This is a genomic window from Xanthomarina gelatinilytica (genome assembly GCF_000348685.1).
GTDB classification, from domain to species: Bacteria; Bacteroidota; Bacteroidia; order Flavobacteriales; family Flavobacteriaceae; genus Xanthomarina; species Xanthomarina gelatinilytica.
The window spans coordinates 1-24,352 of record NZ_ANLA01000002.1; the positions used below are offsets into that span (position 1 = coordinate 1).

Below are 24,352 nucleotides of genomic sequence, written 5' to 3' on the forward strand. Positions count from 1 at the left end.
AATTAGAATTTATAACTGTCCTATTTTTGGGGAAGCCTACAAGTTTTTGCCGATTTGGTCAATGCTGAAAAAAAAGCATTGGTAGTGGTCAATGCAGATGTAACCATTGCATACGACTTAAGTAAAATTGAATATCAAATTGATGAAGCAACCAAAACACTAAACATTACAAGTGTTCCAGAAGAAGAAATAAAGATCAATCCCGATTTTGAGTATTATGATGTCCAGGCAGATTACCTAAATCCTTTTGAAGTCAAAGACTACAATGCCATTAAAGAAACAGTAACTAAATCTTTAATGAAAAAGGTAAACGCTTCAACCTTTAAATTAAATGCCAAAAACAGATTGATCAGTGAATTGTCAAAATTCTATATCCTTACCAATTCATTGGGTTGGACACTGCAGTACAATCACAACCCCATTGATTCTTCCAACGGATTTCAAAATCTAGAAGTCTAGAAAAATTAAATGGCCTTGCCTCAAGAGAGGCTGACTTGCTTTGAGAAAAAGACCTAAAGTTTTTTTTGCAAACTGCTCCAGCCTCCACCATTAACGGCTTCAATACCATGCTTGTTTAAAACAGAAGCTGCACTGGCAGAACGCATGCCACTGGCACAACAGGCAATAACAGGTTTGTTCATTTTTTTAATGTCTTCAATTTTATCATTAAGCATTTGCAACGGAATATTCCTAGAACCAGGAATTGCGCCTTGGCTAAATTCAGCTTTGGTTCTTACATCTATAATAATGGCTTTTCTAGATTGAAAATCCTTAATTTTATCAGTTTTGTTACCTGTTAAAAAATCCAATAATCCCATAATTTATTTTTTTACAAAGTACTTTAATTTATTTCAAAATAAATGTAACAAGAGTTACAACTTATTTTTTAAGTATCTTCAGCCTCTATTTTGAAACATCCTTGATCAAAGCTTATATCGCTAAGTTGTCTGAAAGTAGGGTGTTCCATGTGACTGTTAATAGATAATAGATGTAAGCACATGAAAGAGATTACACGTAAAGACGAAATTATTAAAACGGCAGCCAAACTTTTTAAAGAAAAGGGTTATAGCGCTGTAACCATGAGAGATTTGGCAACAGCCATGGGAATAAAAGCTGCAAGTTTGTATAACCATATCAGTTCCAAACAGGAAATCCTGAAAGAGATTATTATTTCTTTGGCTGAAGCATTTACGCAAGGCATGGAACAAATTAAGATGTCCAATAATACTTGTGTGGAAAAATTAAACAAAATTGTAGAACTGCACGTGTCCATTACGAGCCAAAATACCTTTGGTATGGCGTCCCTAAATAACGACTGGATGCATCTGGAAGAACAATTGGATTATTATCTTGAATTACGCTTGAATTATGAAGAAAATTTTAGAAGTATTTTAAAATCTGGCATACAAAATGGCGAAATTTCAAACAAAAACGTTGAGGTTATGTTGTTTTCCATGTTGTCCACATTACGTTCCTTATATATTTGGATCCCGAACAAAGATGCTATCAACGTAAAAAAACTTAGTGCCCAATTAAGCAATGTGCTTATTGAAGGTATTCGCTAGTAATACAACCTATGGTTGTAATGTTTATTTTCATAAAAGACCAACCCATTCCTTAACTTAAAACTAAGGGGCGGAAATAGGCAAAAAAGATTCAAATTTATTTTGTAAATTTGTAAACCTAACTAACAAGCGTTAGTTGGCTTTCCCTTAAGGAAGATGGCGCAAGGCGTCGGAAAGTGTTTTATTAAACTTAAAAAGATGTCTGTAGCAAGCTAATTTGCGCAGAGTCTTAAGTCAGACATAATTATGGCAGATTTTTTTAAATTAAAAGTTGCAGACATATATAAGGAAACAAAAGATACAGTTGTTATATCTTTTGAAGTTCCAGACCATTTAAAAGAAAAATTCAAATTCAAACAAGGTCAACATCTTACACTACGAAAAAACATTAACGGTCAGGACATACGCAGAAACTATTCTCTGTGTACCAGCCCCTTTGACAACCAATGGAAAGTAGCGGTAAAAACCATTCGTCAAGGTGTTTTTTCAAATTATGCCTTCAATGAATTAAAAAAAGGGGACGAGTTGGAGGTGATGCCGCCACATGGAGAGTTTTATGTGGAGTGCGAACCCGAAAGTTCAAAAAATTACATAGCCTTTGCAGCAGGTAGTGGAATAACACCCATGATATCCATTATAAAAACACATCTGCATTTGGAACCAAATAGTACATTCAAGCTGTTTTACTTGAATCGCACTGTAAAATCCATTATCTTTAAAGAAGAAATTGAGCAGCTTAAAAATGAATTTTTCGATCGCTTTCAGGTTTTCTATTTTTTAACCAAAGAGCAACGAGACATCCCGTTTTTAAATGGACGCTTTGATGAGGAAAAACTGGCTATATTAACAAAAACCTTCATAGATATTCCAGATACGGCTCATGCGTTTATTTGTGGTCCTCAAAACATGATATTCTTGATTCGCAACGAGCTTGAAAAAGCAGGACTGTCTAAAGAAAAAATACATTATGAGTTGTTTTTCTCTGGAAGCAGCGAAGAAGAGAATAAACATATAGCTGAAATTTTAGAAGAAAAAACAGATGGAACCGAAGTGACCATAATAGATGGAGGAAAAGAATTCCATTTTGTTATGGACGATGATTTCGACAACATATTGGATGGTGCACTTGCTGCTGGAGCCGATTTGCCTTTTGCCTGTAAAGGTGGCGTTTGCAGTACTTGTAAATGTCAAGTGAAGGAAGGCTCAGTAAAAATGAAAATAAATTATGCGCTAGAGGAAAAAGAAGTGGCACAGAATTTTGTGTTAAGTTGTCAAGCTGTGCCAACCAGTAAAAAAGTAGTGGTAGATTTTGACGTATAAATGAAATTGTAGCTGTTGATGGAAAGCAGCATAATAGAAAGTTCCTGCAAGATTTTCAATCCCGAAGCGTTGGGACTTGTAGGTTTATAATACTAATTTAAAAACAAATCCTAGTAAACTCTTTAAGAAAGAGTTGAGGTGAGTCTTATGGGAGAAGAACAAATAAAGAATTTAGAAGCTCAATTTGAGGCACGTATTGCGCGTGACGAGAAAATTGAACCAAAAGATTGGATGCCAGAAAAATATCGTCAAACACATATCAGGCAGATATCCCAGCACGCACATTCTGAAGTGGTTGGAATGCTTCCAGAAGGAAATTGGATCACCAGAGCACCTTCATTAAGAAGAAAAGTAGCCTTATTGGCTAAAATTCAAGACGAAGCTGGTCATGGTTTGTACCTGTACTCTGCTTGCGAAACCCTAGGGGTTTCCAGAGACGAACTCTACGAGCAATTACATTCAGGAAAAGCAAAATACTCTTCAATTTTCAATTATCCTACCATCACATGGGCAGATATGGGAGCCATTGGTTGGTTGGTAGATGGAGCAGCCATTATCAATCAAGTACCATTGTGCAATACCTCCTATGGTCCATATGCTAGAGCCATGGTTCGTGTTTGCAAGGAAGAAAGTTTTCACCAACGTCAAGGGTATGAAATCATGCTTAAGTTGGCTAATGGAACACCAGAACAAAAAGCTATGGCACAAGATGCCCTTAACCGTTGGTGGTGGCCTAGTTTAATGATGTTGGGACCTACTGATGCAGAATCAGTTCATACAGAGCAGTCCATGAAATGGAAATTAAAACGAAAATCCAATGACGAATTGCGTCAGCAATTTATAGATCAAACGGTTCCTCAAGCAGATATTTTAGGTTTAACCATACCAGATCCAGATTTAAAATGGAATGAAGAAAAAGGAAGTTATGATTTTGGCGAAATTGATTGGGATGAATTCTGGCAGGTTGTTAAAGGCCATGGACCATGCAATAAAGAACGTATGAAAGCAAGGGTTGGAGCTTGGGAGCGTGGCGAATGGGTTCGTGATGCAGCCATGGCGTATGCCGAAAAACAACAAAAAAGAAAAGAAAAACAAGTCGTATAATAATTTATGATTGAAGATTATCGATTTGAGATTTTAAAATCAACAATCAACAGTCAACAATCAGCAATCAACAATAATCATGTCAACAACAAAAAATTGGCCACTTTGGGAAGTCTTCGTAAGAAGTAAAAACGGATTAGAACATCGCCATTTTGGAAGTCTACATGCTGCCGATGCTGAAATGGCATTAGAAAACGCAAGGGATGTATATACTAGAAGAAATGAAGGTGTAAGTATTTGGGTTGTAGAGTCCAAACATATTACAGCCTCAAATCCAGAGCATAATGGTGAAATGTTTGAACCAGCTCAAGATAAAGTGTATCGTCATCCAACATTTTATGAATTGCCTGATGAGGTAAAATATATGTAAAATTCCTCAGAAAGCAGGAATCTTAAACTTAATGGTTTGTGTTACATGTGGTATTCCTGTTTTTTTAAAAACTAGGGATAACAAGAATTAAAAATATAAATTGAAGTTTTTCAAGTTAAACTTCAAATTCAAGTTCAAATGAAAGAAAACTTATATAAATATATCTTGGGTATTGCAGATAATTCCTTAATTCTTGGGCAAAGGTTAGGAGAATTAACTGGTCATGGACCAAGTCTTGAAACAGACATAGCTTGCACTAATTTATCATTGGATTTGTTAGGGCAAGTAAGAAGCTACTATCAGTATGCGGCAAAAATATTAGGGAATGGAAAAACTGAAGATGATATAGCAATGCTTCGATTGGAACATGAGTATTTAAATGTATTATTGGTGGAACAACCAAATACAGACTTTGCTTATAGTATGGGACGTCAGTTTTTATTCGATGTGTATCACTTCCTCTTTTTAAATGAACTTCAAAAAAGTACAGATATTACTTTATCTGCCATTGCCATAAAATCTATAAAAGAAGTAAGCTATCACCAACGTTTTTCTTCAGATTGGATAAAACGTTTGGGAGATGGTACAGAAGAAAGCCATCAAAAAATGCAAACAGCTATAGATGATTTATGGACATATACAGACGAATTGTTTCGTCAAACAGAAGCAGATATCGCAATGGTTACTGAAGGAGTTGGGGTAGATGTTACTAAACTTAAGGACACATATTATAAAAAAGTAGCTGAAGTTTTGGAAGAAGCAACCCTAAAAATCCCTGAATCCAAATATTTTCAAAAAGGAGGAAAACACGGAATTCATACAGAACACATGGGTTATTTATTGGCAGATCTGCAATATATGCAACGTACCTATCCTAATATGGAATGGTAAGGAATTCATGCACAGACAGAAATCCCTTAAAAAAAACATCATGCTGAACTTGTAGAAGCATCTCATTAATGGTAACAGAAAAACAACATATCGACCAAATTCTAATTCCAATTCTAGAACAGGTTTCAGATCCTGAAATTCCGGTTCTTTCAATTATGGATATGGGAGTGGTTCGTTCTGCTGTCATTCAAAACAACGTTGTAAAGGTTCAAATAACACCAACCTATAGTGGCTGTCCAGCTATGGATGTCATTGGGGACGATATAAAAGTTGCTTTAAAAAAAGCAGGATACCATTCTGAAATTGAATTGATTTTGGCTCCAGCCTGGACAACCGATTGGATTACTCCAAGAGGTAGAAAAGCTTTGGAAGAATACGGTATTGCAGCTCCTTTAAGTCCAGAGGCTGATAAAGAAGCTCTTTTGGGAAATAAAAAAATAGTGGCATGTCCACAATGTGGATCTACAAACACAAGATTAGTTAGTCAGTTTGGTTCAACAGCTTGTAAAGCACAGTTTCAATGTGAAGACTGTCAGGAACCTTTTGACTATTTTAAATGTTTAAAGTAAATGTCATTCAGAACGAAGCGAAGAATCTTATTTTGAGATTGCCACGTCCTTCGTCCTTGCAATGACAAATAAAATAAGGTATGAGCAATAATTCAATACTACTAAAAATTGAAAACAATATAGCGTTCATTACGCTTAACAGACCAGAAGTATTTAATAGTTTCAATCGGGATATGGCTTTAAGTTTACAAAGCATATTAGATGATTGTGAATCCAATAACACTGTTAGAGCCATTGTTTTAACTGGAAATGGTAAAGCTTTTTGTGCAGGTCAAGATTTAAAAGAAGTAACATCTCCAGAATTAAACCCAGGATTTAAAAAAATTCTGGAAGAACATTATAATCCCATAATAACTCGAATCAGAAACATTGAAAAACCAATCATAGGAGCTATCAATGGTGTGGCAGCAGGAGCTGGAGCAAACATAGCCTTGGCTTGTGATGTGGTTGTTGCTCATGAAAAAGTGAGCTTTATACAAGCATTTAGTTTAATAGGACTGATACCGGATAGTGCTGGAACCTTTTTTTTGCCTAGACTCATAGGTTTTCAAAAAGCATCGGCTTTAGCCATGTTGGGAGATAAAATCCCTGCAGATGAAGCTGAGCGTTTGAGCATGATTTACAAAGTGATCCCTTTAGAAACTTTCGAAGACGAAGTAAATAAATTGGCTTATAAAATGGCGAATATGCCAACCAAAGCCTTGGGATTAATCAAAAAAAGTTTAAACCAGTCTCTTACCAATAACCTAGATCAGCAATTGGCTTTAGAATCAAAATATCAAATAGAGGCAGCAGGAACAGAAGATTATGCCGAAGGTGTCGCAGCTTTTATAGAAAAAAGAAAACCAAATTTTATCGGTAAATAAATTTATTGTCCAACCTGCAAGGTTTTTTAAGAAAAGAAAAGATATGAACATAGGAATAATCGGAAGTGGAACCATGGGAAGTGGCATTGCTCAAGTGGCTGCAACTTCTGGATGCAAAGTAAAGTTATTCGATACCAACCAAGCAGCTTTGGATAAAGCCAGAGTTGCCTTGGAAAAAATATTGGCAAGATTAGTTGAAAAAGGTAGAATTGTCACCTCTGAAAAAGATAGAATCCAAGCAAACATTTCTTATGTAGAAACGTTAAAAGATTTGTCAGATTCCAATCTTACAATAGAAGCCATAGTTGAAAATCTTGAAATAAAGAAAAACTTGTTTTCAGAACTGGAAAGTTATGTGTCTGATGCTTGTATTATAGCATCAAACACTTCCAGCTTGTCCATAGCGTCCATAGCCTCTTCATTGCAAAAACCAGAGCGTTGTATTGGAATTCATTTTTTCAATCCTGCGCCATTAATGAAATTGGTGGAGGTGGTTCCTGCTATTCAAACCTCGCAGGAAGTCCTTGAAACATCAGTGAAAATCATTAAGGATTGGAAAAAAACCGTTGCTGTGGCTAAAGACACACCTGGTTTTATAGTCAACCGGGTGGCCAGGCCATTTTATGGTGAAGCCTTACGTATTTATGAAGAAGGGATAGCGAGTTTTGAAACTATAGATTCAGCCATGAAAAATATAGGAGGTTTCAGAATGGGACCTTTTGAACTTATGGATTTTATTGGAAACGATGTCAATTATACTGTAACTGAAACCGTTTTTACAGCCTTTTATTTCGATCCAAGATATAAACCAGCGTTCACACAAAAACGCTTTGCAGAAGCTGGATATCTAGGGAGAAAATCAGGTAAAGGCTATTATGATTATGATAAAAACGGACATCTCATTCAGCGTGATTCTGTCATTCAGCCAGAAAACGAAGAACCTCTTAAACAACTTATATTCAATCGTATTTTGGTCATGCTCATCAACGAAGCAGCCGATGCTTTGTTTTTAAATATCGCATCGGCTGAAGATATTGATAATGCCATGACCAAAGGGGTCAATTACCCAAAAGGACTGTTGGCTTGGGCAGACGAAAAAGGCATGGATTGGTGTGTTTCAAAAATGGATGAATTATACAATGAATATCATGAAGATAGGTATCGTTGTAGTCCGTTGCTGAGAAAAATGAACAACGAAAATAAAACTTTTTTTAAATGAAAGGCAAACTCATCCCAAACAAAATGTTATCACAAGATGCTTTCAGCCAATGGCTAGGTATCGAAATCCTGGAATGTGAAATAGGACGTTGTAAAGTTGGTATGACCATTAGAAAAGAGATGCTAAACAGTATGTATAAAGCCCATGGAGGTATTAGCTATGCCTTAGCAGATACAGCTTTCGGGTTTGCTGCAAACACACATGGGAAATATGCCGTTTCAATTGAAACAAGTATCAATCACATCGAAGCATTAAACGAAGGCGATTATATTGTGGCAGAATCTGTTATAGAAAATGTTAAAAATAAATTAGGTTTCAATATTATTGAAGTTAAAAGAGGTCAGGAGCTTGTAGCTTTATTTAAAGGCGTCGTTTATAGAACAAGTAAAGACTGGCAAGAATAAAAGCAATCATTAAATAGTGTAATTATGAAATGGCAAGGAAGAAGACAAAGTAAAAATTTAGACGATCGTCGTGGCATGGGAACCAAAGGTAAACTAGCTGCAGGTGGAGGCATTGTTGCAGTAATTGTGATACTCTTGCAACTTTTTGGTGGCGAAACAGGTCAGCAAATAGCTCCTATTATAGAACAAATTAACCAAGGACAAACCACACAACAGGTTCAAGAAAGAGAACTCACAGCCCAAGAAAAGGAAGTAGGGGATTTTGTAGCAACTGTTTTGGCAGACACTGAAGACGTATGGAACCAAATTTTTAGAGACAATAATCTAGGAGATTACAAAGAACCAACCATGGTACTTTTTTCTGATGCTGTAAGAAGTGGCTGTGGAAATGCAAGCTCTGCCTCTGGGCCTTTTTACTGTCCAGCAGATCAAAAATTATATATGGATTTAACTTTTTTCGATGAACTTAAAACACGTTTTGGCGCTCAAGGTGGCGATTTTGCCATTGCTTACGTTACAGCTCACGAGATTGGACATCATATTCAAACCCTACTTGGAACCTCACAAAAAGTAAGACAATTGCAACAACAAACCAATAAAGTTGAAGCCAATAAACTTTCGGTCGCTCAAGAACTTCAAGCTGATTTTTATGCTGGTGTTTGGGCGCATCACAACCAAGAATATCTAGAAGCTGGAGATATTGACGAAGCACTAAGTGCGGCCAATGCTGTTGGAGACGATGCCATACAAAAGAGAGTTCAAGGAGATGTTGTGCCAGATAGTTTTACTCATGGAACATCGCAACAGCGTATGGAGTGGTTTATGAAAGGTTATCATACTGGAGATATAAGATTGGGAGATACGTTTTCGGTAATATTAAACTAACTAAAATCTAAAAATCAACAAATCCTGCAAGGTTTTATCCCGAAGCGTTGGGACTTGTAGGGTTAAAATAGAATACATTTTAATAAGATTCCCATTTTAGGGGAAATATAAAACTTATGAAAGAAGCATATATCATAGATGGAGTTCGTACTCCAATAGGAAGTTATCAAGGCACATTATCAGCAGTTCGTACAGACGATCTAGCTGCCTTGGTCATTGAAGAAATAGTAAAAAGAAACCCAAACATCCCCAAAGAAGCCTACAACGATGTGATATTGGGTTGTGCCAATCAAGCTGGGGAAGACAATCGGAATGTGGCTAGAATGGCATCACTCTTAGCAGGATTGCCATATACAGTTCCTGGAGAAACAGTTAACAGATTGTGCAGTTCTGGACTTTCCGCTATCATACATGCCAATAGAGCCATAAAAGCTGGAGATGGCGATGTGTTTATTTCTGGAGGTGTAGAAAACATGACACGTGGCCCATACGTTATAGCAAAACCTTCAAAAGGTTTTGGAACTGATGCCAAAATGTACGATTCCAGTTTTGGCTGGCGCTTTGTCAATCCGAAAATGCAAAAAATGTATGGAACAGATGGCATGGGAAATACTGCTGAAAATCTGGTGGAAAAATATAATATCTCTCGCGAAGATCAAGATAAATTTGCTTATTGGAGCCAAATGAAAGCTTCAAAAGCACAAGAAAACGGTCGTTTAGCCAAAGAAATTGTAACAGTTGAAATTCCACAAAGAAAAAAAGATCCAATACTGTTTTCAAAAGATGAATTTGTGAAACCAGGAACAACTTTAGAGGTTTTGGCCAAATTAAGAGGAGCTTTTAAAGCTGAAGGAGGAAGCGTCACAGCTGGAAATTCTTCAGGATTGAATGATGGAGCTGCTGCAACAATCATTGCTTCAGAAGCAGCTGTAAAAAAATACAATTTAAAACCATTGGCAAGAATTGTCAGTTCAGCAGTAGTTGGTGTAGAACCCAGGATTATGGGAATTGGACCAGTAGAGGCTTCAAATAAAGCATTGGAAAAAGCAGGGTTGACCATGGACAACATGGACATTATAGAATTAAACGAAGCCTTCGCTGCTCAAGCATTGGCTTGTACAAGAGCTTGGGGACTTGCCGACAATGATCCAAGATTAAACCCTAATGGTGGTTCCATTGCGATAGGTCATCCTCTTGGTGTAACTGGTACAAGAATCGCATATTCTGCAGCTTTGGAATTGCATGAACAACAAAAACGTTATGCATTAATTACCATGTGTATTGGTGTTGGCCAAGGCTATGCTGCTATAATTGAAAATGTAACTTTATAATAGATCTCATCTCGATCATGGTCGAGAGATCTCAATTGAATACTATGAAAAAAATACAGAATTACGTCACAGGGCAATGGATGGAAGGTAAAGGACAAGGGGTCCCAATGTTTGATGCTATCACTGGTGAAGTTGTAGGGCTTTCAGATACAGAAGGTTTGGATTTTGCTGAAATTTTGCATTACGGAAGAACCATAGGAAGTGAAAAATTACGCAAAATGACCTTTCAAGAACGTGGTAACATGCTTAAAAAATTAGCACTGTACCTGGTTAAAAAGAAAGCCGATTTTTATGAGATAAGTTATAGAACAGGAGCAACAAAAATAGATAGCTGGATTGATATTGAAGGAGGATTTGGGAACTTGTTTGCCAACGCATCTTTAAGAAAATTATTTCCTAACCAAGCCTATCACGTAGAAGGAGATCCTATCGATTTATCTCGTGGTGGACGTTTTATGGCACATCATATTATGGTGCCAAAACGTGGTGTAGCCATACATATCAACGCCTTTAATTTCCCGGTTTGGGGCATGCTTGAAAAATGCGCTGTAAACTGGATGGCAGGTGTGCCAGCAGTTGTAAAACCAGCAACAAACACCTCGTTTTTAACCGAAGCTGTGGTACGTGAGATTATTACTTCTGGTATTCTTCCTGAAGGCGCCTTACAGTTAATAACAGGGTCTGCAAGAACCATTTTGGATACCGTGGAATCCCAGGATGTCGTAACCTTTACAGGTTCGGCAAGCACAGGTAGATTATTAAAATCACATAAGCGTATTATCGAGGAATCTGTGCCATTTAATATGGAAGCCGATTCTTTAAATGCATCTGTTTTAGGCGAAGACGCTATTCCTGGAACACCTGAATTCGATTTATTCATAAAAGAGGTAAGAAATGAAATGACCGTAAAATGCGGACAAAAATGTACGGCAATCCGTAGAATTATTGTGCCACAGGATCTTGTGGAAGATGTTCAAATAGCATTAGGAAAAGCCTTGGAAAAAATCACTATAGGAGATCCACGTCTCAAAGAGGTGAGGATGGGAGCCTTGGTGAGTAAAGAACAAGTAACAGAAGTTAAAGATCGTGTTCAGGAACTGGCTAAGACTGCCAGTATCGTTTATGGCGATTTAGATAAAATTGAAACTATTGGAGCCGATGCTAAAAAAGGCGCATTTTTAAGTCCTATTTTGCTTCGTGAAGACCATCCTTTTAAAAATTTATCTGTTCACGAAACAGAAGCATTTGGTCCAGTAAGTACCATCATGCCTTATAAGAACCTTGACGAAGCCATTACTTTGGCGCAAATGGGGAAAGGCTCCTTGGTATCATCCATCGCAACCAACAATGATAGAATTGCCAAAGAATATGTGATCAATGCAGCAAGTCATCATGGACGTATTTTAGTTATTAATCGTGATATGGCAAAAGAAAGTACAGGTCATGGTTCCCCATTGCCCAATCTGGTACATGGAGGTCCTGGTCGTGCTGGAGGAGGAGAAGAAATGGGAGGTATGCGAGGCATCAAACATTATTTACAACGAACAGCCATCCAAGGTACACCAACTACTTTAACTGAAATCACGGGAATTTATCAACAAAATGCAACATATAAAGAGGCAGAACAACATCCATTTAAATACCATTGGGAAGACATTCAGCCAGGGATGTCGCTTAAAACACATAACCGAACTTTTACGGATACAGATATCATCAATTTTGCCAATCTAACCTGGGATCATTTTTATGCTCATACAGATATCACGTCGTTAGACGGAAGTATTTTCGAAAAAAGGACAGCTCATGGCTATTTTATTATTTCTGCAGCTGCAGGATTGTTTGTTTATCCAAATAAAGGGCCAGTAGCAGCAAATTATGGACTGGAAGAGTGTCGTTTCTTACGTCCTTTGTACCATAATGATACTGTTTACGTGCGTTTAACTTGTAAACAAAAGGTGGATAGAGATGTCGCTTCTGCTGAACACCCAAGTGGTATTGTAAAATGGTATGTAGAGGTATTTGATGCGTTAAACGACGAATTGGTTGCTTTTGCTACCATTCTAACCATGGTACAGAAAAAACAACAGGTTTTTGTTGAAATGACAGAAGATAAAATCAATGACTGTTTATCAAAATTAACCGATAATGTTAAGCCAAAATGGGGCATTATGACACCACAGCATATGATAGAGCATTTGGAATTTACCTATAAAATTGCTTCAGGCGAGATTCAGGATTTTGAAGTGGCTACACCTGAAAAGATTTTAGAAAAAGTACATGCCAGTTTGTATAACTATGAAAAATTTCCAAAAAACACCCATTTTCCTCTTTTGGAAAAAGATAAACTAGAGGATTTAAAACATCCTGATTTAGCTACAGCCATTGAAAAATTCAAGGCTCAAAGAGAAAAATATTTAGAGTATTTTAAGGATCGTCCAGATGCTAAATTAAACAATATGGTTTTTGGAGAGTTGAATAGATACGAGTGGTATTTATTGGAAAGAAAACATTTAAATCATCATTTTGAACAGTTTGGGTTAATATAAAAACGAAACAAACTTTTCAGTCCCGACGGTTCTGGATTCAAAAAACCGAAAGGCCTAAATTAAAATATGAGATTAACAACCTGCAAAGTTTATAAAAACTAGTAGGTTCAATAAAAAAAGCAAAATTATGACTAACCCTTATGTTAAATTAGATATAATAAACCAAGTAGGGTACATAGAGTTTTTTCATCCTGCCCACAACTCCTTACCAGGAGATTTATTGACAAAATTAGCTCAAACCATTACCGAAGCAGGAAACAATAAAGACATTAAAGTTTTGGTGCTGAAGAGTGGTGGCGAGCGCACGTTTTGTGCTGGAGCCAGTTTTAAGGAACTTATTAACATTAACGATGACGCAACTGGAAAAATTTTCTTTTCAGGTTTTGCCAACGTTATAAACGCCATGCGTAAATGTCCAAAATTCATTATTGGACGCATACAAGGTAAAACCGTTGGAGGAGGCGTTGGATTGGCAGCTTCAACCGATTATTGTATGGCCACACAATATGCAGCCATAAAGTTAAGTGAATTGAACATTGGGATTGGTCCATTTGTAGTTGGTCCAGCCATAGAACGAAAAATGGGTTTAAGTGCCATGTCGCAAATTGCTATAGACGCTAACTCATTTTATCCGGCAAAATGGGCTAAACAAAAAGGCTTGTTTACTCAGGTTTACGATAGCACTGAAGAATTAGATGAAGCTGTAAAAGAGTTTACTGAAAATTTGTGCACCTATAATGTTGAAGCCATGAAAGAGATGAAAAGTATTTTTTGGCAGGGAACAGAAGATTGGGATGCTTTATTAGCCGATCGCGCAGCTATCAGTGGACGTTTAGTATTAAGTGAGTTTACAAGGGAAAAACTAAAAGGGTTTAAGTGATTTGAAAGTAGATTTTAGAGGGAAGTAAAGACTAATAGGTAATAAGGACTAGTAGTTTAATTGAAAATATATTCCAAATGAAAAGTCAATATCATTTTAATTTTGAAGAGTTGATAGTGTATCAGAAGGCTATTGAATATGGTGAATTGGTGCATAAATAACTTAATAATTTTACTAAAATTGAAGATTATAGACTATCATTTCAGTTTGCACGTGTTGCAGATTCAGTTACCTTTAACATTGCTGAAGGTTCAGGAAGTTCAGATGCTGGTTTTTTAAATTATTTGAAGATTGCAAGGGATAGTTCTCGCGAATGTGAGGAAGCAACAACAAAAGCGTATTTACGAAATTATATTACCTATAAAGAAAGTGAAAATAATTGGTCATTACTTGTTGAAATTAATAAAATGTTATCAGCTTTAATGAAACATCTTAAGGATAAAAATACATGAATTATTATAGCATGGAAGGAGGGTTTGATACTTATTCTCTGCCAACTAAAAACTTTTTATTATGATTTACAGCTTCAAAGGTTACACACCAGTTGTTCACGAATCCAGTTTCGTGCATCCATTGGCTGCCGTAACTGGAAATGTTATTATAGGTAAAAACTGTTACATAGGTCCTGGTGCTGCCATTCGTGGTGACTGGGGACAAATTATTTTGGAAGATGGCGTAAATGTGCAGGAAAACTGCACAGTACACATGTTTCCAGGAAAATCCATCACACTTAAAGAAAGTGCACATGTTGGTCATGGAGCTATTATCCATGGAGCAAATCTGGGTAAGAATTGTTTAATAGGAATGAATTCCGTAATTATGGATGATGCCGAAATTGGCGACGAAAGTATTGTTGGAGCCATGGCCTTTGTGAAAGCCGAAACCATGATCCCAAAACGAAGTTTGGTGGTTGGCAATCCAGCAAAAGTAATTAAAGAAGTTTCAAATGACATGATAGCATGGAAAACCAAAGGCACACAATTATATCAACAATTACCAGCAGATTGCCATGAGACTCTAAAAGAAGTAGAGCCTTTAAGAGAGGTTCCGGAAAATATGAAAATGCAAGAATCATTTTATGATACTTTGCGAGATTTTATGAAGAAATAATAATGTCATTTTGAAGATAGCGAGCTCACAATGACAGAATAAAATATGTATGTCCAAGTTTGAATTAAAAATGCCCAAAATGGGCGAGAGTATTACAGAAGGAACTATCATTAACTGGTTGGTCTCCGAAGGCGATTCATTTGAAGAAGGCGATATCATCCTAGAGGTTGCAACCGATAAAGTGGATAATGAGGTACCAGCTCCAGCATCTGGAACCTTGGTAAAAACCATGTATCAAGCCAAAGATGTAGTGCCTGTTGGAGAAGTGATTGCAATGTTGGAAGTTTCAGATGAAGTAAAACCTTCAAAAAAACAGCCTGCCCTAGAGAGTCCCGATAACTATAGGGACGAAGAACGCCTTAAAGTAAAAAAAGAAATTAAAAAGAAACCTGCTGTCATTCCAAGTGCAGCCAAGGATTCTCATGCAAAGTCCTTTTCGGAATCGAACAAAAACATCTTTTTTTCACCCTTAGTTATAAAAATTGCTAAAGAACATCATATCAGTTTTGAAGAGTTGGCCCGAATTCCTGCAACAGGACATGAGGGCAGATTGCGTAAAAGCGATGTGTTTAATTATATAGAAGATGGGAGGCCATACAAATTTGCACAAACTGTAACCCAAGATCCTACGGCTTATAGAATTCCACAGTTAACTTTCGATAAAGGCAAAGGGAAAGTTGTGGAAATGGATAGAATGCGCCAAATGATAGCAGATCATATGGTGTATTCCAAACACACGTCGCCACATGTAACAGCTTATGTGGAAGCAGATTTAACCAATATGGTCAATTGGCGAAACACCAATAAAAAAGCATTTCAGGAAACATATGGCGAACGCCTAACCTTTACACCTTTATTTGTTGAAGCAATTGCCAAAGCCGTAAAAGATTTTCCCAACATCAATGCTTCGGTCGATGGCAATAACATCATTGTAAAGGAAGATATAAACATAGGTATGGCCACGGCCTTGCCAAGTGGCAATTTAATTGTTCCAGTGGTAAAAAACGCAGATACCAAAAATTTAAAGGAGCTTGCAGAAACTGTCAATAAACTTGCCGAAAAAGCTAGGGAAAATAAATTGGGAGCCGATGATATTAAAGGAAGCACCTTTACCATTTCCAATGTAGGAACCTTTGGAAGTGTGATGGGAACACCCATAATCAATCAACCAGAAGTGGCTATACTTGCTTTAGGAATTATTAAAAAACGACCAGAAGTGATAGAAACCGAAAAAGGTGATGAATTAGCCATTAGAAGTATGATGTACTTATCCTTGTCTTTTGACCATAGAGTGGTAGACGGCTTTTTGGGAGGAAGCTTTGTGCGTCGTGTAGCCGATTATTTTGAACAGTTTGACATCAATAGAAAAATATAACTTATTTCTGTAATACCAGGAATCTTTTATAACGAGAGAAAGAACATAAGAATATCAATAATCAAAGTATAAGTTCTGATTTAATAATTTTTTGTCATTCCAAGTTTGTCTAGGAATCTCAAATCAAAAAAATATAAAAAAAATGTCTAACAACATTTCAATTACCAAAGTAAAAAAATCAAAAGTGGATGCTTTAGATTTCAACAACATTCCATTAGGAACCACCTTTACAGACCATATGTTTGTTTGTGATTATGAACAGGGTCAATGGATTAACCCAAGAATAGAGCCATTGCAACCCATTGCAACCCATCCTGCTGCTATGGCTTTGCATTATGGACAAGCTATTTTTGAAGGCATGAAAGCCACTGTAGACCAACATGGAAACCCTATGTTGTTCAGACCTCAAAAAAATGCTGAACGCTTAAACTTTAGTGCAGATAGAATGGGCATGCCAGATTTTCCAGAAAAGCTTTTTGTGGAAGGTTTAAAACAATTGGTAGCCTTGGAGAAAAATTGGATTCCACCCCAGGATGGAAGTGCTTTGTATCTACGCCCTTTTATGTATGCCGATGAACCATTTATTGGTATGCGGGCAGCCACACACTATAAATTTATCATTATAGCCTCACCAGCTGGACCCTTTTTTAGTAAAAGAATTAAATTATGGGCAGAAAAAAAATACATAAGAGCTGTTGCAGGAGGGACTGGCGAGGCTAAGGCAGCAGGAAATTATGCAGCAGCCATTCGGCCAACAGAATTGGCAAAAGCCAAAGGTTACGACCAAGTATTGTGGTTGGATGCCATCGAACACAAATACATTCAAGAAGTTGGGACCATGAATATTTTTTTCAAAATAAACGGTAAAATAATCACTCCAGGACGAGATGGAGCTATTTTAGACGGGATTACACGTATTAGTGTCATGGAACTATTAAAGTCCAAAGGCTTTGAGGTAATAGAACGCCCAATCTCCATAGACGAAATAAAAGAAGCCTCAAAAAACGGTACTCTGGAAGAAGCCTTTGGTACTGGAACAGCAGTAGGAATTGCCTATATTCAAGAAATTGGTTTAAATGGACACGTAATCCATGTTTCCAACGAAAGTCCAGTGGGCTTGGACATAAACAATACCTTAAATGCTATAAAAACAGGAAAAATTAAGGACACCTTCCATTGGATGGTGAAAGTAAACGAGGTTTTGGTTTAGGGCTTTCCCCTAAAGGGTCAGGCTTTCGGCAGTCGCTCTTTTCAAGGAGCTCCAACAATGCCTCAATCCTTAAAGCAAAGTAACTGAATCAAATTAGTGTAAAAACATCAATAAAAACACAACCCATGGCAAAAAAAATAAATAAAAATACACTCAAAAAAGGGTTTTTAAATATGTATACTGCCAAAACCATGGCAGAACTATATGAGGATAACTTTAAACAGGTTTCCAAATATGTACATGCTACTTCCAGAGGGCATGAAGCAGTGCAAACAGCGTTAGGCATGCTATTGCTACCTCAAGATTATGCATTTCCATATTATCGGGACGACGCCATGCTGCTGTCTTTTGGTTTACAGCCTTATGATTTAATGTTGCAACTTTTAGCTAAAAAAGAGGACCCTTTTTCAGGAGGAAGAACCTATTATTCACATCCCAGTTTAAAAGACCAAGATAAACCAAAAATCCCTCACCAATCTTCGGCAACAGGAATGCAAGCCATTCCAGCAACAGGAGTGGCCATGGGAATACAATACCTTGAAAAACAAAATTTAAGCAATCCCAATATCACCTTAAGCACAGTCCAAGACTCACAGGAAAAACCAATAACCGTTTGCTCATTAGGCGATGCCTCTGTTACAGAAGGTGAAGTTGCTGAAGCCTTCCAAATGGCAGCTTTAAAACAAATGCCCATTTTATATTTAGTGCAGGATAACGGTTGGGATATTTCGGCTAATGCAGCTGAAACCAGAGCGCAAAATGCCTTTGAGTACGCTAAGGGATTTAAAGGTTTGGAAGCTATTTCCATAGATGGAGCCAATTTTACGGAAAGTTACCTCGCACTGGAAAAAGTTATTAAAACCATACGCGAAGAACGTCGTCCATTTTTGGTACATGCAAAAGTACCGTTGTTAAATCACCACACATCTGGTGTTAGGATGGAATGGTATCGAGACGATTTAGAAGAAGCTCGCTCTAGAGATCCTTACCCAGTAATCAAACAACAGTTGTTGGATAACGGATTCACTTCAGAAGAAATAGATCAATTGGAACAATCAGTAAAAGCAAAGGTACAATCGGATTTTGAAAAAGCATTAAAAGCAGAAGAACCCAAACCAGAAGACTTGTTCACTAACGATTTTGCACCAACACCCATAACAGAAGAAACAGGGGAACGTTCGCCAAAAGGAGCCGAAAAAGTAGTGATGGTAGATTGTGCCTTGTTCGCAGTTGAAGAACTTATGAAAAAGCATAAAGAGTGCTTGCTTTATGGACAAGATGTGGGAGGAAGACTTGGAGGTGTCTTTAGGGAAGCTGCCACTTTAGCTCAAAAATTTGGAGACGATAGGGTTTTTAATACACCTATTCAAGAAGCATTCATAGTAGGTTCAACTGTTGGGATGAGCGCTGTTGGCCTAAAACCCATAGTTGAGGTTCAGTTTGCCGATTATATTTGGCCAGGATTAAATCAGTTGTTTACAGAAGTCAGCAGAAGTTGTTATTTAAGCAACGGAAAATGGCCTGTAAGCATGATTTTACGTGTGCCTATTGGTGCCTATGGAAGTGGAGGCCCTTATCATTCGTCTTCCGTTGAAAGTGTAATTACAAATATTCGAGGGATAAAAATAGCCTATCCAAGCAATGGTGCCGATTTAAAAGGTTTGATGAAGGCTGCGTATTACGATCCAAATCCAGTGGTTATTCTTGAGCATAAAGGCTTGTATTGGTCTAAAGTCCCAGGAACACAAGGTGCTACTTCTGTAGAGCCAGCAGAAGATTATGTACTGCCTTTTGGCAAAGCATGGGTGTTACAGGAAATATGGAAACAGGAACAGGAAGAAACCCTAACCATTGTCTCTTATGGAATGGGAGTGCATTGGGCCATGAATGCTTCTAAAGAGCTGGATATGAAAACTCAAATTGAGATCATAGATTTGCGTACCTTATTCCCATTGGATGAAGATACCATAATGAAATCGGTTAAAAAAACAGGCAAGTGTTTGGTAGTGACAGAAGAACCTAGCAATAACAGTTTTGCGAGTGCTTTGGCTGGAAAAATTCAAGAAAAATGTTTCAAATTCCTAGATGCTCCAGTCATGACCATTGGAAGCGAAAACATGCCTGCCATTCCATTAAATGCCACTTTGGAACAGACCATGATCCCTTCCACAGAAAAAGTGATGTTAGCAATAAATGAGTTATTAAATTATTGAATTGAGTTAAATTTTAAGGAGCATGATGGTTACATTTAACCAACACTAAAATTTAATATTATGAAAAAAGTAATTTTTATGGCATTTATGGCATTGTTTATGGCCATTTCTTTAACATCCTGTAGAGATGAGAATAAAACCCAAAAAGAGGAATTAATTGAAGAGATGCAAGAAAAAGATGCAGATATTGAAGTAAAAGATCGTGCCAATGATACTAAAATCAAAATGGAAACCGAAGACAAAAAGGTGAAAATTAAAGAAGGCGACGATGGCGATACCAAAATAAAGGTCAAAGAAGATAATCCTGATGAAATGTAGATACAGGAATTATACTTGATTTTTATACAACTATATGTTAAAACAAAGAGCCTATCACATTGTGATAGGCTCTTTTTAATTAAGTCTTAAAAAGTATATAATTAGATAACTTTTACGTTTATCGCGTTTAATCCTTTTTTACCTTCTGTTAAATCGAATTCAACTTGGTCGCCTTCTCTTACTTCGTCGATTAAGCCAGAAATGTGAACAAAATGCTCTTTATTGTTTCCTTCTTCTGTTATGAATCCAAAACCTTTAGAGTCATTAAAAAATTTTACTGTACCAGTACTCATAATAATAATTTATTTAATTAAGCGACAAAGGTAATCTAATATTCTGATAATTAATGCTTTTTTGGTTTTTGTTTTGATTTTTTCTTGAATTGTCATTAAAAGTCCATGCAGACTGGGTAAATTTTAAGTGAAATAATTAAATACTTCAGTTTTATTATGAGATAATGAAGAAGGAATGAATGTATATTGATAATTTTTGTATATTTATTTTTTAAAACAATTTTAACTAAAAACTATCATGAAAAAATATTTTTCTTTACTTAGCTTTATAGCTATTTTTTTTATCGGCATGCAGTTTTCATTAGCTCAAGAAGCAGATAGACAGGATAATCCTGAAGTTGTTGCAAAACAAAAAACATATGAATTGCATCAGCTTTTAAAATTAACAGGAAAACAGCAAGGTGCTATGTTTGATGTATTGGTAGACGCTGAAAAAAATATCATTGAGTTGAATAAAAATAAAGTTTCAGAGTCTGTTGAGCATGAACGTATGAAGGCCATTAACGAAAAGGTTCAGGCAAATTTCAAAAAAATATTAACTCCAGAACAATTCCAAATGTATCAAGCATCTCTGGTCACAGATAAAAAATAGATGTTTTATATATCATAAAAAAAAAGGACTCAAAAATATTTGAGTCCTTTTTTTGTTAGTTTTGTTCAGCTCCAGGAGGATATTTTTCCATAATGGAGGCTACAAATTCATTAATGCGTTCTTCTTTTTTGCTGGTGTTCTGACTTAAATAACCTGTGCCTACGCCTTGCCAAACAAGTTCTTTTTTGTTGGCATCAATTAAATCTATGTATAAAACACCTTCGGTTGAAGTTGTAACGGTATTGTAATTGCCCCAATAATAAGGGCTCCAGCCCCAACCATAACCATATGGGTAATAACCTGAACTTTGTACGTTTACTTTCTCTCTTGATTTGGTAAAAATACTCACCAATAAATCTGGGGTTTCAGATTTTGTAAATCCTTTAGCTAACATTTCAGATTCTATGGCACGAAGCATTCTTCGTTTGTCTAAATCGTTTATTTCTGCTTTATCAATTCCGGGTTTATAAAAAGCAAAAGTTTTGTATTTGGTAAAATCAGCTTCTTTATCGTAATCAGATGCCACTCTTACAGAAGAACAAGAAGTGAGTAATAAAAGTGAGGCAAAAAGTACAAATAAAAAATGTTTGTTTAAAAGACTTGAAACGCTCAATTCTTTTGGAGTTTCACATAGGGTTTTCATAGCTTGAATGTTTTTAAGTTATAACGAATTTAGTAACTTTTCATCAACTAAGTTTGGAAGTGTGATTTTTAAATTAGGTTCTACTTCCATAGCTCTTTTAATGGCAAAAATAGCTTCGTTGTTTCTTGCCCAACTACGTCTGGAAATCCCATTGTTGACATCCCAGAAAAGCATTGATTTTAAGCGTCTTTCTGCATCTTTACTACCATCAAGAACCATACCAAATCCGCCATTGATAACTTCTCCCCAACCTACACCTCCACCATTATGGATACTTACCCAAGTGGCTCCTCTAAAGCTGTCTCCAATTACATTATGTATGGCCATGTCTGCAGTAAAGCGTGAACCATCATAAATATTACTTGTTTCTCTATAAGGCGAATCTGTTCCAGAAACATCATGATGGTCCCGACCCAAAACCACATAACCAATGTCTCCTTTTGCAATTGCGTTATTGAAAGCTTCTGCAATTTTCATTCGTCCTTCAGCATCAGCATATAAAATTCTTGCTTGAGAACCAACTACCAATTTGTTTTCTTGAGCTCCTTTGATCCAATGGATGTTGTCTGCCATTTGTTGCTGGATTTCTTTAGGGGAATTCATCTTAATCTCTTCCAGAACTTGACAGGCAATAGCATCTGTTTTTTCTAAATCTTCAGGTTTTCCGGAGGCACAAACCCAACGGAACGGTCCAAAACCATAATCGAAACACATAGGTCCCATAATGTCCTGTACATAGCTAGGGTATTTAAATTCACGACCTATACTTGGGTTTGTTGCCATGACATCTGCTCCTGCCCGAGAAGCTTCCAATAGAAAAGCATTTCCATAATCGAAAAAGTAAGTTCCTTTTTCTGTGTGTTTGTTAATGGCTTTGGCATGTCTGCGTAGAGTCTCCTGAACTTTTTCTTTAAAAAGTTCTGGGTTGTTTGCCATCATATGGTTGGATTCTTCAAATGATAGACCAACAGGGTAATAGCCTCCAGCCCAAGGGTTGTGAAGTGAAGTTTGGTCGCTACCTAAATCTATGCTAATATTTGCTTCATCGAATTTTTCCCATACATCCACAACATTTCCTAAATAGGCGATGGAAACTGTTTCTTGTTCAGCTTTTGCTTTTTTAACTCTATTAACTAAAGTGTTTAAATCTGTTATTTTTTCGTCTATCCATCCTTGATCCAAGCGCACTTGGGTTATTTTAGGATTTACTTCGGCACAAACCGTTATACAACCAGCAATATTACCAGCTTTTGGTTGTGCACCACTCATACCACCTAAACCAGAAGTTACAAACAAATGTCCTTTAGGAGGTTTGTTAATTTTTCTAAACCCATTTAAAACGGTTATGGTTGTTCCATGAACAATACCTTGAGGACCAATATACATATAGCTTCCAGCTGTCATTTGTCCATATTGTGTGACACCCAAAGCATTGAATTTTTCCCAATCATCTGGTTTGGAATAATTAGGGATCATCATGCCATTGGTAACCACAACCCTTGGAGCGTCTTTATGGCTTGGAAACAATCCCATTGGGTGACCAGAGTACATAACAAGAGTTTGTTCATCTGTCATTTCCGCTAGATACTTCATGGTAAGCCTGTATTGGGCCCAATTTGAAAAAACAGCTCCATTCCCACCATAGGTAATCAACTCATGAGGATGTTGTGCTACGTCATGATCCAAATTGTTTTGAATCATGAGCATGATGGCTGCTGCTTGTTTGGATTTTGCAGGATATTGGTCTAATGGTCTAGCGTAGATTTCGTAATCAGGACGAAACCGATACATATAAATTCTACCGTAAGTTTCTAATTCGTTTTTAAATTCAGGAAGTAATGTTTCGTGATGTTTTTTATCGAAATAGCGAAGGGCATTGCTAAGTGCCAATTTTTTTTCCTCAACCGTTAGAATGTTCTTTCTATTTGGTGCATGGTTGATATTTGGATTGTATGCTTTTTCTTTTGGTAAGTTTTCTGGGATACCTTCAAGTATTTGGTCTTTAAATGTCATAGGTTCAGTATTCAGTAATCAATGTTTTTTATTGTTAAATCCATAAGGACAGTGTCTGCAGCCACTCTCGCAACAATAGCCTCTTTTTAGGTGATATTGTTCTGTAAAACAGCGATAACCTTCAGGTGTTAGGTAATAATCGCCTTCTTCTATTGGAACAAATTTTTTCATGTTGCAAAGATAATGTATTTTAGAAAAGTTATCGTGTATTAAGCTAAAAGTAACTTGTTTGGTTTCTAGCAGATGTTTTATAATTGGAAATTTATTTTTTTATAGCTTTGAATAGCTCTTGTGATTAAATGGTTCGAATATGGTTGTAGTTTCAAAATATATAGTACCAAGAGGTTTTACTGGAATTGCCCTGTTCCCTTTTGTGTTTTTAAGACATGCCAGCTTAAAAGAAGATGTTTTGTTAATGAATCATGAACGGATTCATTTAAGGCAGCAACTGGAATTATTGATTTTTCCTTTTTTTGTGTTTTATGTTTTAGAGTTTATTTGGAGGTTCCTACAATATAGGTCTTGTTATTTAGCTTATAAAAATATTTCTTTTGAACGGGAAGCCTATACAAATGAAAAAGACCTTAACTATATGGAGTCAAGGTCTTTTTGGGGTTTTGTTGGTTATTTGTAAT

27 protein-coding genes are annotated in these 24,352 nt (G+C 36.6%); 22 read left to right on the forward strand and 5 right to left on the reverse strand.

Features of this window, described 5'->3' with window-relative positions:
- Positions 1-54: 54 nt before the first annotated feature.
- Positions 55-459, forward strand: a complete 405-nt coding sequence (locus tag D778_RS00030) for a DUF4230 domain-containing protein (protein ID WP_007646403.1) — start codon at positions 55-57, stop codon at positions 457-459.
- Between the two features lie 53 nt (positions 460-512).
- On the opposite strand, the gene D778_RS00035 is transcribed toward D778_RS00030, so the two are convergent.
- Positions 513-818: a rhodanese-like domain-containing protein gene (locus D778_RS00035; RefSeq protein ID WP_007646404.1), complete on the reverse strand. Its 306-nt coding sequence runs from the start codon at positions 816-818 to the stop codon at positions 513-515.
- A gap of 180 nt (positions 819-998) precedes the next feature.
- On the opposite strand from D778_RS00035, the gene D778_RS00040 reads away from it, so the two are divergent.
- From D778_RS00040 to D778_RS00130, 19 genes are all read left to right on the forward strand, one after another.
- Complete coding sequence (locus D778_RS00040) at positions 999-1,565, forward strand: TetR/AcrR family transcriptional regulator (protein WP_007646405.1); 567 nt, start codon at positions 999-1,001, stop codon at positions 1,563-1,565.
- 246 nt (positions 1,566-1,811) lie between these two features.
- On the forward strand, positions 1,812-2,885 hold the full coding sequence (paaE, locus tag D778_RS00045; protein ID WP_007646406.1) for a 1,2-phenylacetyl-CoA epoxidase subunit PaaE: 1,074 nt from the start codon (positions 1,812-1,814) through the stop codon (positions 2,883-2,885).
- Between the two features lie 147 nt (positions 2,886-3,032).
- Positions 3,033-3,989 carry a 1,2-phenylacetyl-CoA epoxidase subunit PaaA gene (gene paaA, locus D778_RS00050; protein WP_007646409.1) on the forward strand — a complete coding sequence of 319 codons (957 nt, stop codon included), beginning with the start codon at positions 3,033-3,035 and terminating at the stop codon, positions 3,987-3,989.
- Positions 3,990-4,068: 79 nt separating this feature from the next.
- The gene (paaB, locus tag D778_RS00055; protein WP_040491081.1) at positions 4,069-4,359 is read left to right on the forward strand and encodes a 1,2-phenylacetyl-CoA epoxidase subunit PaaB; all 291 of its coding nucleotides are present in this window, start codon (positions 4,069-4,071) and stop codon (positions 4,357-4,359) included.
- Between the two features lie 138 nt (positions 4,360-4,497).
- Entirely contained in the window at positions 4,498-5,250 is a 753-nt protein-coding gene (gene paaC / locus D778_RS00060) for a 1,2-phenylacetyl-CoA epoxidase subunit PaaC (RefSeq protein ID WP_007646413.1), read from the forward strand.
- Between the two features lie 68 nt (positions 5,251-5,318).
- On the forward strand, positions 5,319-5,819 hold the full coding sequence (paaD, locus tag D778_RS00065) for a 1,2-phenylacetyl-CoA epoxidase subunit PaaD (protein ID WP_007646415.1): 501 nt from the start codon (positions 5,319-5,321) through the stop codon (positions 5,817-5,819).
- Between the two features lie 80 nt (positions 5,820-5,899).
- Complete coding sequence (locus D778_RS00070; RefSeq protein ID WP_007646417.1) at positions 5,900-6,685, forward strand: enoyl-CoA hydratase-related protein; 786 nt, start codon at positions 5,900-5,902, stop codon at positions 6,683-6,685.
- Positions 6,686-6,728: 43 nt separating this feature from the next.
- Positions 6,729-7,904, forward strand: a complete 1,176-nt coding sequence (locus D778_RS00075) for a 3-hydroxyacyl-CoA dehydrogenase NAD-binding domain-containing protein (protein WP_007646419.1) — start codon at positions 6,729-6,731, stop codon at positions 7,902-7,904.
- Positions 7,901-8,308: a PaaI family thioesterase gene (locus tag D778_RS00080; RefSeq protein WP_007646420.1), complete on the forward strand. Its 408-nt coding sequence runs from the start codon at positions 7,901-7,903 to the stop codon at positions 8,306-8,308. Before D778_RS00075 ends, D778_RS00080 begins: the two co-directional genes overlap by 4 nt.
- 24 nt (positions 8,309-8,332) lie before the next feature.
- Positions 8,333-9,193 carry a KPN_02809 family neutral zinc metallopeptidase gene (gene ypfJ, locus D778_RS00085; RefSeq protein WP_007646425.1) on the forward strand — a complete coding sequence of 287 codons (861 nt, stop codon included), beginning with the start codon at positions 8,333-8,335 and terminating at the stop codon, positions 9,191-9,193.
- Between the two features lie 116 nt (positions 9,194-9,309).
- Positions 9,310-10,524: a 3-oxoadipyl-CoA thiolase gene (locus tag D778_RS00090; protein ID WP_007646427.1), complete on the forward strand. Its 1,215-nt coding sequence runs from the start codon at positions 9,310-9,312 to the stop codon at positions 10,522-10,524.
- 44 nt (positions 10,525-10,568) lie between these two features.
- The gene (paaZ, locus tag D778_RS00095) at positions 10,569-13,070 is read left to right on the forward strand and encodes a phenylacetic acid degradation bifunctional protein PaaZ (RefSeq protein ID WP_040491084.1); all 2,502 of its coding nucleotides are present in this window, start codon (positions 10,569-10,571) and stop codon (positions 13,068-13,070) included.
- A gap of 127 nt (positions 13,071-13,197) precedes the next feature.
- Positions 13,198-13,950 carry an enoyl-CoA hydratase/isomerase family protein gene (locus D778_RS00100; RefSeq protein ID WP_007646434.1) on the forward strand — a complete coding sequence of 251 codons (753 nt, stop codon included), beginning with the start codon at positions 13,198-13,200 and terminating at the stop codon, positions 13,948-13,950.
- A 179-nt stretch (positions 13,951-14,129) separates the two neighbouring features.
- On the forward strand, positions 14,130-14,402 hold the full coding sequence (locus tag D778_RS00105) for a four helix bundle protein (protein ID WP_238307525.1): 273 nt from the start codon (positions 14,130-14,132) through the stop codon (positions 14,400-14,402).
- A gap of 61 nt (positions 14,403-14,463) precedes the next feature.
- The gene (locus D778_RS00110) at positions 14,464-15,060 is read left to right on the forward strand and encodes an acyltransferase (protein WP_007646439.1); all 597 of its coding nucleotides are present in this window, start codon (positions 14,464-14,466) and stop codon (positions 15,058-15,060) included.
- A 49-nt stretch (positions 15,061-15,109) separates the two neighbouring features.
- A complete protein-coding gene (locus D778_RS00115) occupies positions 15,110-16,435 on the forward strand; it encodes a dihydrolipoamide acetyltransferase family protein (RefSeq protein WP_040491086.1) in 1,326 nt (441 codons plus the stop codon).
- Between the two features lie 142 nt (positions 16,436-16,577).
- Positions 16,578-17,645 carry a branched-chain amino acid aminotransferase gene (locus D778_RS00120; RefSeq protein ID WP_007646447.1) on the forward strand — a complete coding sequence of 356 codons (1,068 nt, stop codon included), beginning with the start codon at positions 16,578-16,580 and terminating at the stop codon, positions 17,643-17,645.
- Positions 17,646-17,770: 125 nt separating this feature from the next.
- Positions 17,771-19,858, forward strand: coding sequence for an alpha-ketoacid dehydrogenase subunit alpha/beta (locus D778_RS00125; protein ID WP_007646449.1), 2,088 nt, complete (start codon positions 17,771-17,773; stop codon positions 19,856-19,858).
- Between the two features lie 60 nt (positions 19,859-19,918).
- Positions 19,919-20,176: a hypothetical protein gene (locus tag D778_RS00130; protein WP_007646455.1), complete on the forward strand. Its 258-nt coding sequence runs from the start codon at positions 19,919-19,921 to the stop codon at positions 20,174-20,176.
- A 101-nt stretch (positions 20,177-20,277) separates the two neighbouring features.
- Here D778_RS00130 and D778_RS00135 read toward each other — a convergent pair whose 3' ends face one another.
- Positions 20,278-20,469: a cold-shock protein gene (locus D778_RS00135; protein WP_007646460.1), complete on the reverse strand. Its 192-nt coding sequence runs from the start codon at positions 20,467-20,469 to the stop codon at positions 20,278-20,280.
- Positions 20,470-20,707: 238 nt separating this feature from the next.
- Between D778_RS00135 and D778_RS00140 the strand changes: the two genes are divergently transcribed.
- Positions 20,708-21,061: a hypothetical protein gene (locus D778_RS00140; protein ID WP_007646462.1), complete on the forward strand. Its 354-nt coding sequence runs from the start codon at positions 20,708-20,710 to the stop codon at positions 21,059-21,061.
- 55 nt (positions 21,062-21,116) lie between these two features.
- Here the strand turns inward: D778_RS00140 and D778_RS00145 are convergent, their stop codons facing one another.
- From D778_RS00145 to D778_RS14590, 3 genes are read right to left on the reverse strand one after another with little or no spacing between them, the layout of a single operon-like run.
- On the reverse strand, positions 21,117-21,704 hold the full coding sequence (locus D778_RS00145; protein WP_007646467.1) for a DUF4136 domain-containing protein: 588 nt from the start codon (positions 21,702-21,704) through the stop codon (positions 21,117-21,119).
- 18 nt (positions 21,705-21,722) lie between these two features.
- Complete coding sequence (locus D778_RS00150) at positions 21,723-23,717, reverse strand: urocanate hydratase (RefSeq protein ID WP_007646469.1); 1,995 nt, start codon at positions 23,715-23,717, stop codon at positions 21,723-21,725.
- Between the two features lie 18 nt (positions 23,718-23,735).
- Complete coding sequence (locus D778_RS14590) at positions 23,736-23,888, reverse strand: DUF5522 domain-containing protein (RefSeq protein ID WP_007646471.1); 153 nt, start codon at positions 23,886-23,888, stop codon at positions 23,736-23,738.
- Between the two features lie 139 nt (positions 23,889-24,027).
- On the opposite strand from D778_RS14590, the gene D778_RS00155 reads away from it, so the two are divergent.
- Entirely contained in the window at positions 24,028-24,351 is a 324-nt protein-coding gene (locus tag D778_RS00155; protein ID WP_007646472.1) for a hypothetical protein, read from the forward strand.
- The last annotated feature ends 1 nt before the right edge of the window (position 24,352 follow it).

Bases quoted from the DNA above. Each gene is read 5' to 3' on its own strand.
- D778_RS00035 (WP_007646404.1), bottom strand. From the start codon at position 818: ATGGGATTATTGGATTTTTTAACAGGTAACAAAACTGATAAAATTAAG.
- D778_RS00040 (WP_007646405.1), top strand. From the start codon at position 999: ATGAAAGAGATTACACGTAAAGACGAAATTATTAAAACGGCAGCCAAA.
- paaE (WP_007646406.1), top strand. From the start codon at position 1,812: ATGGCAGATTTTTTTAAATTAAAAGTTGCAGACATATATAAGGAAACA.
- paaA (WP_007646409.1), top strand. From the start codon at position 3,033: ATGGGAGAAGAACAAATAAAGAATTTAGAAGCTCAATTTGAGGCACGT.
- paaB (WP_040491081.1), top strand. From the start codon at position 4,069: ATGTCAACAACAAAAAATTGGCCACTTTGGGAAGTCTTCGTAAGAAGT.
- paaC (WP_007646413.1), top strand. From the start codon at position 4,498: ATGAAAGAAAACTTATATAAATATATCTTGGGTATTGCAGATAATTCC.
- paaD (WP_007646415.1), top strand. From the start codon at position 5,319: ATGGTAACAGAAAAACAACATATCGACCAAATTCTAATTCCAATTCTA.
- D778_RS00070 (WP_007646417.1), top strand. From the start codon at position 5,900: ATGAGCAATAATTCAATACTACTAAAAATTGAAAACAATATAGCGTTC.
- D778_RS00075 (WP_007646419.1), top strand. From the start codon at position 6,729: ATGAACATAGGAATAATCGGAAGTGGAACCATGGGAAGTGGCATTGCT.
- D778_RS00080 (WP_007646420.1), top strand. From the start codon at position 7,901: ATGAAAGGCAAACTCATCCCAAACAAAATGTTATCACAAGATGCTTTC.
- ypfJ (WP_007646425.1), top strand. From the start codon at position 8,333: ATGAAATGGCAAGGAAGAAGACAAAGTAAAAATTTAGACGATCGTCGT.
- D778_RS00090 (WP_007646427.1), top strand. From the start codon at position 9,310: ATGAAAGAAGCATATATCATAGATGGAGTTCGTACTCCAATAGGAAGT.
- paaZ (WP_040491084.1), top strand. From the start codon at position 10,569: ATGAAAAAAATACAGAATTACGTCACAGGGCAATGGATGGAAGGTAAA.
- D778_RS00100 (WP_007646434.1), top strand. From the start codon at position 13,198: ATGACTAACCCTTATGTTAAATTAGATATAATAAACCAAGTAGGGTAC.
- D778_RS00110 (WP_007646439.1), top strand. From the start codon at position 14,464: ATGATTTACAGCTTCAAAGGTTACACACCAGTTGTTCACGAATCCAGT.
- D778_RS00115 (WP_040491086.1), top strand. From the start codon at position 15,110: ATGTCCAAGTTTGAATTAAAAATGCCCAAAATGGGCGAGAGTATTACA.
- D778_RS00120 (WP_007646447.1), top strand. From the start codon at position 16,578: ATGTCTAACAACATTTCAATTACCAAAGTAAAAAAATCAAAAGTGGAT.
- D778_RS00125 (WP_007646449.1), top strand. From the start codon at position 17,771: ATGGCAAAAAAAATAAATAAAAATACACTCAAAAAAGGGTTTTTAAAT.
- D778_RS00130 (WP_007646455.1), top strand. From the start codon at position 19,919: ATGAAAAAAGTAATTTTTATGGCATTTATGGCATTGTTTATGGCCATT.
- D778_RS00135 (WP_007646460.1), bottom strand. From the start codon at position 20,469: ATGAGTACTGGTACAGTAAAATTTTTTAATGACTCTAAAGGTTTTGGA.
- D778_RS00140 (WP_007646462.1), top strand. From the start codon at position 20,708: ATGAAAAAATATTTTTCTTTACTTAGCTTTATAGCTATTTTTTTTATC.
- D778_RS00145 (WP_007646467.1), bottom strand. From the start codon at position 21,704: ATGAAAACCCTATGTGAAACTCCAAAAGAATTGAGCGTTTCAAGTCTT.
- D778_RS00150 (WP_007646469.1), bottom strand. From the start codon at position 23,717: ATGACATTTAAAGACCAAATACTTGAAGGTATCCCAGAAAACTTACCA.
- D778_RS14590 (WP_007646471.1), bottom strand. From the start codon at position 23,888: ATGAAAAAATTTGTTCCAATAGAAGAAGGCGATTATTACCTAACACCT.
- D778_RS00155 (WP_007646472.1), top strand. From the start codon at position 24,028: ATGGTTGTAGTTTCAAAATATATAGTACCAAGAGGTTTTACTGGAATT.